Source organism: Mycoplasmopsis gallinacea (assembly GCF_900660495.1).
GTDB classification, from domain to species: domain Bacteria; phylum Bacillota_I; class Bacilli_A; order Mycoplasmatales; family Metamycoplasmataceae; genus Mycoplasmopsis; species Mycoplasmopsis gallinacea.
The window spans coordinates 1,030,217-1,045,344 of record NZ_LR214950.1 but is presented as its reverse complement, the minus strand read 5'-3'; the positions used below and the strand labels follow the sequence as shown (position 1 = coordinate 1,045,344).

General features: G+C 29.5%; 13 protein-coding genes. 3 read left to right on the top strand and 10 right to left on the bottom strand.

Annotation, left to right across the window (positions count from 1 at the left end; all coding sequences use genetic code 4):
- Positions 1-11: 11 nt before the first annotated feature.
- The 4 genes from EXC51_RS04045 to EXC51_RS04030 form a co-directional block, all read right to left on the bottom strand.
- Positions 12-494 (bottom strand): PTS sugar transporter subunit IIA, encoded by a 483-nt coding sequence (locus tag EXC51_RS04045; protein WP_318024506.1) that lies wholly within the window; start codon positions 492-494, stop codon positions 12-14.
- Complete coding sequence (locus tag EXC51_RS04040; RefSeq protein WP_129620633.1) at positions 494-775, bottom strand: PTS sugar transporter subunit IIB; 282 nt, start codon at positions 773-775, stop codon at positions 494-496. The genes EXC51_RS04045 and EXC51_RS04040 overlap by 1 nt, the downstream gene beginning before the upstream one ends.
- 91 nt (positions 776-866) lie before the next feature.
- A complete protein-coding gene (locus tag EXC51_RS04035) occupies positions 867-2,609 on the bottom strand; it encodes a PTS ascorbate transporter subunit IIC (RefSeq protein WP_223211663.1) in 1,743 nt (580 codons plus the stop codon).
- Between the two features lie 49 nt (positions 2,610-2,658).
- Positions 2,659-3,714, bottom strand: a complete 1,056-nt coding sequence (locus EXC51_RS04030; protein WP_129620632.1) for a phospho-furanose lactonase — start codon at positions 3,712-3,714, stop codon at positions 2,659-2,661.
- Between the two features lie 279 nt (positions 3,715-3,993).
- Between EXC51_RS04030 and EXC51_RS04025 the strand changes: the two genes are divergently transcribed.
- Complete coding sequence (locus EXC51_RS04025) at positions 3,994-4,866, top strand: MurR/RpiR family transcriptional regulator (protein ID WP_129620631.1); 873 nt, start codon at positions 3,994-3,996, stop codon at positions 4,864-4,866.
- A 252-nt stretch (positions 4,867-5,118) separates the two neighbouring features.
- Positions 5,119-6,876, top strand: a complete 1,758-nt coding sequence (locus EXC51_RS04020) for an endonuclease (protein WP_129620630.1) — start codon at positions 5,119-5,121, stop codon at positions 6,874-6,876.
- Positions 6,877-6,910: 34 nt separating this feature from the next.
- Here EXC51_RS04020 and EXC51_RS04015 read toward each other — a convergent pair whose 3' ends face one another.
- The 4 genes from EXC51_RS04015 to EXC51_RS04000 form a co-directional block, all read right to left on the bottom strand.
- Positions 6,911-7,378 (bottom strand): L-threonylcarbamoyladenylate synthase, encoded by a 468-nt coding sequence (locus tag EXC51_RS04015; RefSeq protein WP_129620629.1) that lies wholly within the window; start codon positions 7,376-7,378, stop codon positions 6,911-6,913.
- 70 nt (positions 7,379-7,448) lie between these two features.
- Positions 7,449-7,682 carry a hypothetical protein gene (locus EXC51_RS04010; protein ID WP_129620628.1) on the bottom strand — a complete coding sequence of 78 codons (234 nt, stop codon included), beginning with the start codon at positions 7,680-7,682 and terminating at the stop codon, positions 7,449-7,451.
- 74 nt (positions 7,683-7,756) lie between these two features.
- On the bottom strand, positions 7,757-9,391 hold the full coding sequence (locus EXC51_RS04005; RefSeq protein ID WP_129620627.1) for an IS1634 family transposase: 1,635 nt from the start codon (positions 9,389-9,391) through the stop codon (positions 7,757-7,759).
- Positions 9,392-9,596: 205 nt separating this feature from the next.
- Entirely contained in the window at positions 9,597-11,528 is a 1,932-nt protein-coding gene (locus EXC51_RS04000) for a ribonuclease J (RefSeq protein WP_129620626.1), read from the bottom strand.
- Between the two features lie 162 nt (positions 11,529-11,690).
- Here EXC51_RS04000 and EXC51_RS03995 point away from each other — a divergent pair, with 162 nt between their 5' ends.
- Entirely contained in the window at positions 11,691-12,761 is a 1,071-nt protein-coding gene (locus EXC51_RS03995; RefSeq protein WP_129620625.1) for a DUF3137 domain-containing protein, read from the top strand.
- An 88-nt stretch (positions 12,762-12,849) separates the two neighbouring features.
- Here EXC51_RS03995 and EXC51_RS03990 read toward each other — a convergent pair whose 3' ends face one another.
- Positions 12,850-13,521, bottom strand: a complete 672-nt coding sequence (locus EXC51_RS03990) for a potassium channel family protein (protein WP_129620624.1) — start codon at positions 13,519-13,521, stop codon at positions 12,850-12,852.
- Between the two features lie 8 nt (positions 13,522-13,529).
- Entirely contained in the window at positions 13,530-15,017 is a 1,488-nt protein-coding gene (locus tag EXC51_RS03985) for a potassium transporter TrkG (protein WP_223211662.1), read from the bottom strand.
- Positions 15,018-15,128 lie beyond the last annotated feature (111 nt).

Genomic DNA, 15,128 nt, shown 5'->3' with positions numbered 1-15,128 from the left:
TTTGCTCCTTTTTATTGAATAACATATTTTGTATAATCAACAGATTTGATTATTTCGACAACTTCTTCTTTAGTTTTTGAAGAAGCTATTTTGTCAATGTTTGTTTCATCTTCAAAAACAGCTACAATTTGTGGAATTGCTACTTGTGTATGCACTTCTCCATCTTTTGCTGCAAGACACATTAAAATTTTTACTTCTTGCCCATCATCAAATTTAACTGGTTCTTTTAATGTTACAAGTGAGAATCCATTTGATAAAACAGCATTTTCTGTATCGCTAGCATGTGGCATTGCAAAGTTTTTGGCAATTATGTAGTAAGGACCATATTTTTCTGTTGAATCTAATATTTCTTGATAGTATTTTTCAGTAATAACTCCAGCTTTTTCAAGTGGTTTACAAGCTAATTTGATTGCTTCTTTTCATGAGGAAGCTTCTTGTTGAATTTCAATTGAATTATGAGCAAGTAAACTTTCTAAAAGATTTAATCTTTCCATTAATTAATACCTTTTTCTTTTGCATCATTAAGAGCCGCTTTAATTTCATCTAGATTCATAATATTTTTAAGACCATAAACTTGAGCTTTTGTATTAACTTCTGAAACAAAGTTTTGTGTACATAAAATAACATCATAGTTATTTGCCACACTTTTTCCTTGTCCAAGTCCAAGAGCTTCAACTGATCCGTTAATTCCAAGTTCTTTAAGAGCTTGACTAACTTTCATTTTGATGATCATTGAAGTTCCCATTCCGCTTCCACATAAACATAATACTTTCATAAGTACTTCCTTTGAAAATTTAATTTTGTTACTAATTTTTGTTTTTGTTTTTTTATTTAAATTTACTAATTAAATAAATTAGTCTATCTAATTAGTGGTTGTATGTTTGAATGTTTAATTTAAACATTTTTTGTAAGAATGTAGGTTCTGATTGTCTTCCTGAGTCAACAATTTGTGAGAACGCAACAAGTGATCCAATAGCACCAGTAAATACAATTCCACCTACAACTGGGTGTAAGCTTCCAAATCCCATCATTGGAGCGAAGAATACGTTTCAATCGAACATTCCTAAGTATCCTGTTCCAAATACGTGTGCTGCATCGCTAACTTTAGGAGCATTTTGGACAAATGCTTCATGCATTTTAAGCAAGCTAAGACCAAGTGATGATAATAAGATTTCACCAAATCCAAAGATTGCAGGAACAATTAAAGCAGCTTTGAATCCACCAGAAGCATTAGCGAATACCCCAATTGATCCAGAGTTGAAGAATAATGTAATAAATAATGGGATTGTGATATCTAATTTAAAGTGTGGTCCAAAATTAATTTGTGAAAGACCAATTAAAAGACCTGTTGCAATAAATTGAGCGATTGTTCCACTAACAAATCCATATGTTACTGAGTTTGAAGAGAATCCATATGTAGCAGCAACATCAACTGCAACCACAGCACCTGGAGCAACTTTTTCTGTAATACCTTGGAATGATTGTTGTAATTCGCTTACGAACATTCTAACTCCTGTTTGGATAACAAGAATACTTCCTACAAGTTTAAGAGCTCCTAATAAGATGTTAAAGATAAAGAACACATTTCCATCTACTGCTCAGTTAGGTAATAATACTTTTGTTCATTTGTATGATTGACCATCAAATACTGATCCGATTGGGTTTTTAGCCGCAATAATAGCGATTAAAATTGTGAAAAGAATTAACATAATAAGTGATTGAGTAAAGATATTATCTTCAAACACTTTTAATTTTTTAGGAAGAACCATATTTTCAGCTGATTGTTCTTTTTTACCAAAGAATCTTCCGATTTTGTAAGCAAGTGAAAGACCTAACATTTGTTGGTGACCAACACAGAATCCAGCACCTTGTGTTACAGCATCTGAACCTTTAATTGTAGCTGTTGATCCAATTCCTCAGTAAAGACCTAAAATTAATCCTGAAATAAGAATAATTCCAGTTTGTGCACCATAACTTAATGCAGTATTACTTAAGAAAAGTGAAACTGTTGTTCCGGCTACAACCATAGCTGATTGATGGAACATAACGTGTCCAGTTAACATAATTGAGTGCACGTTTGTTCAACGACGGAATACTACTAAAGTTAAGTTAATAGCAAATCCAATAAGAAGAGCATAAGAGATAAATGCTGAAACATTTTGACCATTTAAAGCTTTTAAAAAGTTTTCAGCAGATGTTCATCCTGTGTAAGGGTCAAGCGAAGTAACACCAGCTCCTAATTTAGAAATTTGGACGAAAATTTCTTTTGACATCCCTACAAGGATTCCTGATCCAATTGATAATACTAAGATACCGATAGCAGATTTAATGAAGCCTAAAATAGCATCTCTAATTCCACGACCTAAAACAAGATATCCAATAAATACAATTGAACCAATTAAGAACGCATTAACACCTAAGAAGTTGTCAATGATAACTCTTTTTAAATAAAATACAACTCCGGCACCATTAAAGCCTGTACCATCTTTTAAACTAAAGTGCGCAATTGTCATTGTAATAAGCATTCCAACAACAAATACATCAATTACAGCAAATAAAATAGCAAGAGTTTTAATAGTCTTTTTTGTACTATCAGTCATTTTAGACATATTTTCCTCTTTCGCAAGTTGCTAAGGCAATTTGCACATATTATTAATATTAAGATAATTTCAATTCTTTTTTAAGTTCTTTTAATTCTGCTGGAACTTTACTTTCATCATAAACTCTAGGTTCATCGAAAGCAAGAATTTCTCTAGGGTTATTTACAAGCATATCTTCGATAGCATCTTCAGGAACTCCAATTTGTTTCATTAAAGGAATGAATCTATCAAATAAGTATGCAAGTCCAAATGTTTGTTTTCCTTTGGTTACCCCATAGTTTCTTTGGTAAAGGATTCTACCTGCATCTAAACTAAGTGTAATGTGTTTTTGTAAACCTTTATCTACTAAGTATTTAATGTTTTCTGCAAGTGTTGAATCTGGGTAGTATTTAACACGGTCAGGTCCATCAAAACATAATGTCACACCTGTTTCTTTAATAATTTTTTCATAGTAGTATTTATCTGGGTTTTTGTTAAGGTGTGAGATTTGAATTTTTCTTGGGTTAGCACCAAAACCAATTAAGTGTTGAGCAACTTCAAGAGCCATTGTTCCAAGTTGTGTATGAACTAAAATTGGACAACCTGTTTGAATTGATGTTCTAGCTGCAACTTCAAGTGCTTTTAATTCAAGTCTATCAATAGCTGCATATCCTGTACCAGCTTTAATGATTCCAGCTTTAGCTTTTGAACGTTTTACAACTGGTCCGCTGTAATTGTATTCATCCATACCTTCTTCAATTTCAGCAACACACATTTTAACAATTTCATCTGTAGGTACAACTGCTAATCATGAAGATCATTTGTCATAGAATTTAGCTTTGTGGAATCCAGTAGACATAATAATGTTTGCTTTGCCTTCAAAAGCTTTAGCAATTTCTAATGTTCTGTGTACGTCTCTACCAACATTTGGCGGATCCATTGTTACGATAGTTTTTCCTCCACGTTCAAGAAACTCTTTAAGTTCTTTTTTAGATGCTTCAACATCTAACATTAAAAAGTCGATGTGTTCTTCAACTTCAGGACCACCATTTTTAATGAAGTGATCGTGACAATCGGTCACACCTAAGTCTTTTGGTGAAATATCACCTAGGACTGTTCTTACAAATTTTTCCATATTGCTCCTTAAAAATAGAATAAAAAAGTGTTTGTAGCGGATTTCCATCTACATTAATATTACATTCCTTTTTTAGGCTTATTTTTTCATAAATTTGGAAATAATTTTCACTTTAACTTTATAAAAGAATTCTAAAGCCTTATTTATCTATATATTAGTCTTATAAATGGAAATTATTTCCATTGCGTGAATAAAAAATTCATTTTATTTCCATATTTTTTCCACATTTACCTAAAAACTATTAAAAGGAACCAAAAATGATTAAAATTTTAAGTAATTATGAATAAAATAAAAAAAGAAGTCTCTAGACCCATTATTAATTCCATTTCTGGATTGTCAAAAACAGATCATAATATCATTGAATTTATCAATAAATTCCAAGAACCAGTATTTGATCTAACCATTAATGATTTAGCTGAGCTTTCAGGTACATCAGTATCAGGAGTTTCACGGTTTGTTAAAAAATATAACTTTAAAAACTATCAAGAGTTTAAAGTTCAAGTGAATTTAATAATCCAGAAATTTGAAAAAAACTACACAATTAATAATAATGACTCATTTTCTACCATAATTTCTTCACATCGTTTTGCAATTGATAGTCTTTATAATGAAGTTGTTTTAGAAAAAATCAAAGAAGCAGCTAAAATTATTAATCAAAGCAATAAAATCCTTATCCAAGGGAGCGGAAGTAGTAAAAGAATTAGTGATAATCTCTATGCTAATATTTTAAAAATTGGAAAAACACCAATTAGTAACTCTGATTTTCACGTCTTTTTCCCATCTATTTCAAATTGCAATTCCAGTGATGTTTTAATTCTTTTCTCGAATAATTTAAATACTCCAGAGCAAATTTTTTCAATTCAAATCGCTAAAGAAAACAAGTTTAAAATAATTGTTATAACTTCAAATGAAGATAATGAATATGATCAGTTTTTTGATGTAAAAATAGTGTATAATAAAATTCACTCTTCTTACATTGATGTTCCACTTTCATCAAAATTATCACAACTTTTAATTACTGATTTACTTTTTCAGGCATTGATTTTAGAAGATTCAAACCTTGAAAATAAACTTCATAATTCAAGAAAAGTAATTAATAGATGATTAGAAATTGGAAAAGAAAACATATCAAATAAAATTCACAAAAAGTAAATCTTTTTCAAAAAGCATTTTCTTTTCAAAAAGTAATTTTTGTTGTTTTAATGTTTTACTTAAAATGACCTTTTTAATTTTGATAGTGTAAGTAATAGATAGATTAAGAAAAAATGAAATTTTAAGCATAAATTTAACTAAAAAAACTTTATTTTTTAATAAAAATAAGGTAATTTTTCATATTTTGATTTTTTCTTCCTAAAAATAGTACAATTTAAATGTATAACTAGTATAAAAAGAGGTCTATTTATTATGAAAAAGTTTAAATTATTATTAACTATGGCACCAACTTCAATGGTGTTTGCACCTTTCATTCTTACTTCATGTAATGAACCAAAAACTCAAAAAGAAAATACACCAAAAAATACAACCGGTGAAACAACAACACCATCTAATCCAGGTTCATCAAATAGCAGTGGTTCAAACGAAACACCTGCGCCAACTAATCCAAGTACAGGAGATAACAACGCTACAGGTGGAACAACAAATCCAGAAAATCCTACTCCTGAAAACCCAAATAACCCTGAAAATGGAAGTGGAACAGGTACTTCAACAGATACACCTACACCAACTACTCCAGGATCAGGAACTACAACAACTAATGAAAATGAAGCTTTAGCAAGTACAATTTCAAATGAAAAAGTTGCAGCATTTGTTAGAGAACATGGAGCTAACAACATTTTCAAAGTTTCAGAACAAACAGATTGAACAAAAATGATCGAACACTTAAACAGTCCAGATCCAAAATTCGGATTACAATTCTGATATTTCCCGGAAGAAAAAACTTTTGGAGCTAGAAAACCAAAAGAAAAAGCTCTTAAAGATGGCATTGTTTTTGAAAGCGTATCTAACTTATTTACAAACGTTTCTCCAGCAGTTACAGATTCAAAATACCACACAACAAAAGCTGGCTACCCTAACACAAACCTTAAAGCTGAATACAACCCTTCTACCGGAGTTGTAACAATTAAATATTACTTAGTAGAAATTGGTCCAGATGGAAAAGCGGTTTCACAAACAGAAAAATTCGGTCCTTACACATCAACATTCACAGTTAAAAACGGTAGGAACAGCCTAGATAGCTCTTCAAACAATAACAATAATTCTTCTAACACATCTTCAAATACAAACACAGGAACAAATGACAATGTAGTTGTTTCTCAACCCAATGTCACAGTAGCAAATTTAATCTATCAACCATCAGATTACTACAATTCACTAGAAGGTAAAAGCGGTGCTGAATTAATGAAAGCATTAGTTGCCTTACAATCTTCAAAACACGAAACAGGTAGTTATGATGGTTTAAAAAATCTTTATAAAAACACAAATGCATTTAAAGATTTATACTATGAAAACGATGGTACACTTTTAGATGTTTATAGTGAAAACCCAAACGGAAATGATCCATATGTTTACCCAAATTATGTAGGTGGTAGTGGGGCAAGCACTGAAGGAAATGGAACCAATAGAGAACATATTATTCCACAAGGGTGATTTAACAAAGTGGATAAAATGAGAAATGATCCATTCCATGTGTGACCTACAGATATCAAAGTAAACAATTGAAGAGATAATGATCCGCATGATAATGTAACAAATGTTACATTAACAACAAAAAATGGCTCAAAACAAGGAAGTAACTCAGAAGTATCATTTAGAGTTTTTGAACCAATTAATGAATTTAAGGGTGATATTGCTAGAGCATATTTATATTTTGCTTTTACATACGCAAATGAATATAAATATAGCTTAAACGGACCACAAGTATTCCAAAGTGAAGCACCTTATCTTAAAACACATTTCTTAAATACATATTTATCTTGAAATGCTCAAGATCCTATATCTAAATGAGATATTGATAGAAATAACATAATTTCTGATTTTACCGACACAAAAAGACGTAATCCTTTTGTTGATTACCCTAATTTAGTAGAAAATCTCTTTGGAGAAAATCCTAAACCATTCCATAATTTAGGTATTTTAGTAGGAATTCAAGAAAATAGTAATTAAGAGTAAATTAAAACACCCAATGCAAAAGGGTGTTTTAATTTCTCTCAATAATTTCTCCAGTATCTAAGTTAATAATGGTGCTAGCTTTACCGTTTGGCTTTCCAAAATCAAACACATTGCTTACTTGTGGAAAGACATCATTTGCATCTTTAATATCAATTGGACTCATACCACTTTTATTAGCACTAGTTACGTACATAGGTCCATTTTCTTCTAAGAATTTTAATAGTTTTGCATTATCAGGCATTCTAAAACCTTGATCATTAATAATAATTGAATAAGCTCCTGGCCAATATTTTAAGGCTGTTTCTGTAGCTTTTTCGTTTCATTGATTAAAAGACTGAGCCATTTTGATTGATGAGACTAAAATCATAATTTTTTTCTCAATTGGTCTATTTTTAAGTTCAAAAAGTTTGTTTATTGATCCAGAAGAGACTTTGCAACCTATTCCGCAGACAGTATCTGTGGTAAAAATATAAATATCATCATAATTTTTATTCATAATAAATCCTTTTTTAGATAAAAAACATACCTTTAGTGCAAAAATTATAGCACTTTAAAAAGGTATGTTTTTATTTTTCATCTTCTTCATCAATATCAAGTTGATCAACTTCAATATCTCCAAAAATTGATTTTTTAACTTCTTTAAGTAATTCTTTTTGACCTTTTAAATTGGTTTTACGTTTGTTTTGTTTTGGCTTGCTTTTCTTTTTATCTTTATTGTTTGGATTTACTTGATTATTTTGCTCTTCTTCATTTTCTGAATCAGAAACAAAAGTTCTTGAGTTAGTAACCTGAGTTTCCAAGTTACAACCTGTAAAAAAACGAATACATCTACTATATAGACGTATTCGTTTTTTTGTCTTAAAAATTACTAGAACTATTTATCTAGTATGTTGTAAAAATCACTATATATTTTGTTTAACTCTTTGTGTGATGGATCTAAATTATTTGTAATTTCCGATACTACTTCATCATTTACTATTTTTTGAGTTATAGTTATAAGTTTTAAAGCATCTATAAATTTGTTAATTGTAATTTTCTGAATTTCTCCATTTGTTTCATAGAATTTTTTCAGTTTAAAGATTGAATATTTTAGAACAACAAGAGATAAGAAACATAAAAATACATGCGCTAGAATATGCTCTTCTTTATGAATAAAAATAGGTCTAATTTCAAGTGATGATTTTAAAATACGAAAACCTTCTTCTATTTTTCATTGTTGTCTATAAATTTCATTTGCTTTTTCTGCTGATAAATCAAGGATATTTGTTTCTATCATATAAAATCCATCTTGATCAGCTATTTTCTTTATTTTGTCATAGTTTAATCTTCCAACTGTGACACCATCTACATCCATATATTTTCTTTTGTATTCTGTAACCAAATCGCTTAAGCATATTGTTCCGCCAATTGATTTTTTATTAATTCTATCTATAAGGTTTTTTCTTTTTACTTTATCTAATGTTTCTTTTGAAGGACTAAAATAAACAATTTGTTTTCTGTAATTACCATTAAATCTTTTCTTATTTCAAGAAGATTCAATAATTCTTTCTTTAGAAAATATATTATTTATGCACATATAATCTTTATCTTGAACTATAAAGTTTCTTGATTCAGCATTTAAATTATCAATTCGTTTTTGAAATATAAATTTATAACCTTTTTGTTCTAAAAATCTAATGTTTGCACTTTGACTTAACCCTCTATCAGCAATTACAACAACATCTTTTATGTTATAAATTTTCTTCATTTCAACTAAAAATGTTATTAAAGTTTGCGAATCAGCTGTGTTTCCTGGAAAAACTTTGTAGTGAAAGGGAATTCCATTGTTATCTGTGGCCATTGCTATTACGATTTGATCTTCATTGTGTTTTCCATCTTTTGAAAAACCTTTATTTCTTATTCCGCTTCTTGAAAAGCTCTCAAAATAAACTGTTGTATTATCAAAATGTATAACTTTTTCATTTCTATCAGTTAACTTTTTCAATTTATCATAAAGATTTAATAGTATAGTGTTTTTGTTTTCTAAAAAAATATCTAAGTAATTATAAATAGATGACTTTTTAATGTTTAAACCTTGGATAAAGTCATTTTTATTTTTGTATTGACAAATATAACTTCTAGGGAAAATTATTCTTGTTCCTATTATAAATTCGAGCACTTCTTGAAGAGATTTGTGTTTTGAATTTGGTAAAAAACTAAACAATTCTAATTCTTTTATAACTTTATAAATTAAATCGATACCAATGTTTTTAACATTGGTTCGTACTGACATTGGTTCCAATAGTTCAAAAAATTTAGATTTTACAGCTTTTTTATCTGAACTCACTTCTATAAGTTTGGCTAGTGGTTTTATATCTTCCAAACTAGAAAGAGAATATTTTTCTTTAATTTCTTCTCAGTATCCTACACCAACCATTTGACTAATACCTTTACCATAACCATTAGAAACTGCTAAACCAAGATAAGTTCCTTTTGACTTTTTTGTTTTGCATAAAATGTAATTACTCATAATTAAATTATATCATATAGTTTGAGTAGTTTTAGTAAAAAAGATATTTTTTATTAAAAAATACTCATATACTTTAGTATATGAGTATAAATTTTTCCTGATTGCAAAGTTGCTCTTAACTTGGAAACTCAGGATAATAAATCCTTTTTTAGATAAAAAACATACCTTTAGTGCAAAAATTATAGCACTTTAAAAAGGTATGTTTTTATTTTTCATCTTCTTCATCAATATCAAGTTGATCAACTTCAATATCTCCAAAAATTGATTTTTTAACTTCTTTAAGTAATTCTTTTTGACCTTTTAAATTGGTTTTACGTTTGTTTTGTTTTGGCTTGCTTTTCTTTTTATCTTTATTGTTTGGATTTACTTGATTATTTTGCTCTTCTTCATTTTCTGAATCAGAAACAAAAGTTCTTGAGTTAGTAAAATTGATTTTGGTTTTACCAACTACACTATCAGGTTTTTCATTAGTTAATATAAAGGTCGGGATGATAATTGGATCTCTACGTTTTTCTTTGTAATAAAGAGTGCTTAAACGCTCAATAACAATTTTTTCAAGCTCAGCAATAGTTCAATTCTTATTATTTTTAATGTGATAAAGCACAGCACCATGTGCTACACGTTTACTTTCTTCAACAAGTTCTTTTGAAGTTTTGACAAAGAAAGCGCCTCTAGTGATAATTTGTGGACGAGTGACAATTGAGTTTGTTTTTGCATCAATTACAAAAACAATATTTACAAAACCACTATCTTTAAGCTGAATTCTTTGTTTTAAAGTATCACTTGAAAGAGATAAAACGGTATTTCCATCAATATAAACTGGTCCAAAATCAACTTTTTCATCAGTTGGGAAAATTTCACCTTTAAGCATATTGTAAACTACACCCTTACGGATAATAATTACATTTTCTTTTTTAACACCATTTTCAATAGCTGTATTTCCATGTGCTACAGACATCCTAAATTCTCCATGATAAGGGAGGAAGTATTTAGGCTTAGTTAATTGGAAAATTTTATCATGCTCATAACGGTAAGCATGCCCTGAAGTATGTAAATATCCATCAACACCATTTTCTTTGATGATAGCCCCAAGTTTGTATAAACGGTTTACAAGAAGCTCAATGATCATTCTATTCCCTGGAATTGGGCTTGAAGAAAAAATGACAACATCACCTTTTTCAATATTAATTGAAGCATGTTTTCCATAACTCATTCTTGATAAAGCTGCAAGTTGCTCACCTTGAGAACCAGTTGTTAAAATCACTAAATCAGAAGGTTTAGTATTTGCAAGTTGTTTTTTATCAATAATAACACCATCAGGGACATTGATATAACCTAATTTACGACCAATTTTAATTCCTTGAATCATTGAACGCCCAAAGCAAATAACTTTCTTTTTAAGCTTTACAGCAAGGTCTATAATAACTTTTACCCTAGTTAAGTTAGATGCAAAAGTTGTGATAATGATTTTCTTTTTAGCATTAAGCATATGTGCTTCAATGTCAGTTAGTATGTCACTTTCACTTGGTGAATGTTTAGGACGCATTGCATTAGTTGAATCACTTAAAAGAGCAGTTAACCCTTCTTTTCCAATTTGATCAAGACGAGCAAAGTCAGTTAAATTTCCAATTGGGGTATAGTCAAATCTAAAATCACCAGTACACATAATTGAACCATTTGGAGTAGTAACTCTAATTCCAAATGCATCAGGAATTGAGTGCTGCGCGGTTCAAAAATCAACTTTACATTCATTATTAGCAAAATGATAAACATCAGCTTTTTGCATCTCGATAAATTCGATAGGACGAGTGATTCCATGCTCTTCGAATTTTAATTTCAAATACTGAATAGCAATTCTAGGAGCAAAAATTTTCTTAATTTTTGTTTGTTTAACTAAATAAACAACTCCACCAATATGATCTTCGTGACCATGAGTAATAAAAAGACCTTCGATCTTTTTGCCTTTACCATTTAAATACTCATAATTAGGGATAATCCCCTTAACTCCTGTATTATAAGTATCTGCAAATTTAATACCTGCATCAATTAAAAAAATGTGGTTTTTGTGTTCAACAATCAGAGTCGATTTACCGATTTCTTCAACACCACCTAACGGAATTATTCTAGTTGCTTCCATAAATACTCCTATAAAAATTTAAGTTAATAATTATTAATTTGAAAATAAACATTGGTACATATTAAAAAGTTTAAATACAGTTTATATTATAATATAAATATGGCTTTATGGGGAAATTAAATAATTTAATTTCATCCCTAAAAGCTACTAAAAAGGAGAAATATGAGAATCATAAAAGACCCAATGTCTAGCAATGAATTTTTCGCCAAATTCAAAGAAGAAATGATGCCTTTTATTAAAGAAAATGTTGAAAAAGCATATAAAGGTCCTGAAGTTGCAAAAGCAAGAAAAGGAAGAATAATTGGAATTGTTGCTCTGATTGCCGGATTTTTCTTTTTAATATTAGCAGCATTAGGAGCTAGTTTTGCTTATAATTCAACTGCTTTCGGTGGAGTTGTTTTAATAATTTCGTTAATTGGACTAATTGCTTCTATAGTTGTAGCAGTTATTTTCTTTTGAATTTACAAGAAAAATAAAGACACTATTAAAAATTTAATTTTAAGAAGCTTAAATGAAGATTTTATTTATAATAAAACCTTCCAAATTTTTGGAGATGATTTCAACTATTTAACAAGAGAAGAAATTGGGGCATTAAATAGCCAAGGTGTTGATACTAACTTAGAAATTACTAAACAAGAAATGTATTACCACAATGTTTCAATTCCTAGTGATGCCAAAATTATTGACATTACACCACCTAGAAAACTTTTACTTCATAATAAATATATGGTCGTTACTCAAAATGTACTTTACCGATGAATTGAAGGAAGCGGGAAAAATCAAAGAGAACGCAATAGATGAAATTCATATATAAAAGTAGATACATCAATTTTACAAGATAGACAATTTAACTTCACTTTATTCCGTGGAAACAACCCATTGGGAGCTAAAGTTAAACTTGAAAATGATAGATTTAATAAAATTTTCAAATTAACAACTAATAATGAATTAAAAATTAGACAAATGTATACTCCTTTAGCAATGGAAACTAGCGTTTCTTGATACGATAAAGAAAGAAAAAATGTTAAATTCCCAGAACCTGCTGTTTCATCAATAGCAAGCCGTGAATATGTAATGTTTTCAAATATTGGTGAAAAAGGATTTATGAATTTAGATTTTGCTTTCTCAGTTAAATCAGAAAAAGTATTTAAAGCAATTGTTAAAGATATTTATTCAGATTCATTTAGTTTTTATTACTTAATTGCATTTTTACACTTTTCATTATACTTATAAATATATATTTATGGATAATATGGCACTTAAGGAATCTTCCTTAAGTGCTTTTATATATAAAAAGCAAGCCTTAATAGGCCTGCAAATATTATTTTTCGTTAAATCATTCAAAAGCTTCGGTAACGTTATCCACTTGACCTACAATAGTGATTTGGTCATTTTCAAAAAGTTCTAAATCTCCAGTTGGACGCATTGGAGTAGAGTTTCTTTTTACAAGAACTGCAGTAATTTCTCGTTCATTGAAATTAAGTTGAGAAAGTTTTTTGTTAAATAAATCTGGATTATGCAATGATGTGGTTCCAAAGACGAAGTTATTTCCGATTTCTTGTAAGTTTTTGCTATATTTAATAAAGTTGGTATTAGCAGCAATAAGTGCTGTCCTTACTCCCGCTTCATGTTCAGGACTCACAATAATATTTACACCAATTTGCTTAAGAACCCTTGCATGGTTTCTGCTTTTTGATCTAGCAATGATGTTTTTTACTCTAAGCTCTTTTAAAGCAGCAATAATTTCAATATTATCAGAAACAGCAACAACCACGGTTTCAACTTGATCAACACCAGCTCCTTTTAAAGCTCTAGTATCAGTTGCGTCGGCAATGATGATGTGATCAACTTCACTATTATAAGTTTTAACATTTTCTTCTTCACGGTCGATAAGTAAAATGTTTTTGTTCATTCTTAAAAGTTGTTCAATAACAGCTGAACCAAAACGACCTGTTCCAATAACACAGATATCATTAGAATATTTTAATTTCATTTTTTCTCCTATCCAATTGCAACATCATCTTCAGCATATTCATAACTTCGATGGTTATTGCGTTTTCTTTTTCACACCAATAAAGTTGAAGAAATTCCAAATTGACCAATAAACATCACAATTAAAATGGTTATTTTGGAAGCTGTATTTAAACTTGCTGTAATTCCACTACTTAAACCGGTAGTCCCAAAGGCGCTAGCTACTTCAAAAAGAATATGTTCAGTTCCATAAATAGGAACTTTTGTTCCATCAGCTTGTGAAGCTGATGTAATGATTTTACCACCATAATCGCTAAATGAGCTAAAACAAATAAAGCAAGCTACAATTACAATGATAAAAGCAATTCCAAGCACTTTACTAGACATATCAACTGTATCTTTTTTAATAGCTCTTTTGAAAATTCTAACTCTTGGTTTATCTACAACCATATTGAAAATTGACATTAAAAAGACACCAATTGTAGTAGTTCTTACTCCGCCACCAGTTGATGCTGGTGAAGCACCAATAAACATCATAATCATAAAAGTAATTATTGAACCAAGTGAAAAGTCTTTAAGGTGAACTGTGAAAAATCCAGCACTACGAGTTGAAAAGCTAGTGAAGAAAATTCCAAATAAACGGTTAAATACATTTCCGTAAAAATAATTTTGACCGCTAGAATCAAGCTTATTTCACATACTTTCAATATTAGTAGAAGTAAGCTCAAATCCTAAACTAGTTCCAAGCCCAAATAAAAAGACTAAAAAGTATACACTAAGAGATAATTTAGTAAATAAAGTAAAATGATATCTTGATTTTTTACGCTTAATTTTGTGTGAAAAATACCCTTTTAAATCAAATAAAACCGGATAACCTAATCCACCAATGATAAAAAGTGTAATAAAGCAAATTTGCACAAAATAATCTGTGTAATAAGGCATTAGTGAAAAGCCAGACATAATGTCAAAACCAGCATTATTAATAGCGCTAATAGTGTGAAAAAATCCAAATCTAAAAGCTTTAGCTAAATCACCTTTTGGTGAATTAAGTCAAACTCCATTAGCATCAATTTCACCATTTTTAGCTAAATATTCTTTAATTCCACTAGTTGTATTAATATCTGTAAAGTAAAAGTAAATGCTTAGAATAAAACCAAATAAAATAATGGTTAAAACTAAGAATTTAACTGCAGAAATAACTAATTTTCCAACTTTAGCTGAATCAGTTCCTCCTCTTTCGCTTTGAAGGAGTTTCATTTCTAAAATTGAAATATTTTTACGCCTAAAAATCCAGTTGAAAATGAAAATTTTCAGCGCAAAAATACCTACCCCACCTGCAAAAATTAAAATTGCAATAATAGCTTGTCCAAAGATATTTCAATGTTTGTAAGTATCTTTTACAACAAGACCAGTGTCACTAAAAGCACTACTTGTTGTAAAAATGGCGTCAATGTAGCTAATTGCTGTATTTCCAGAAGATGGGCTTAAATTTTGGGTTCAAGGACTTCATAAAAGCAAACTCGAAATGACGACAATTGCTATATAGACAAGAAAAAGGAATTTAAGATTCTTCTTGTTTTTGACGTGCTTGATCCACAAAAAATTACATTTATTGAAAAACGAACCCAT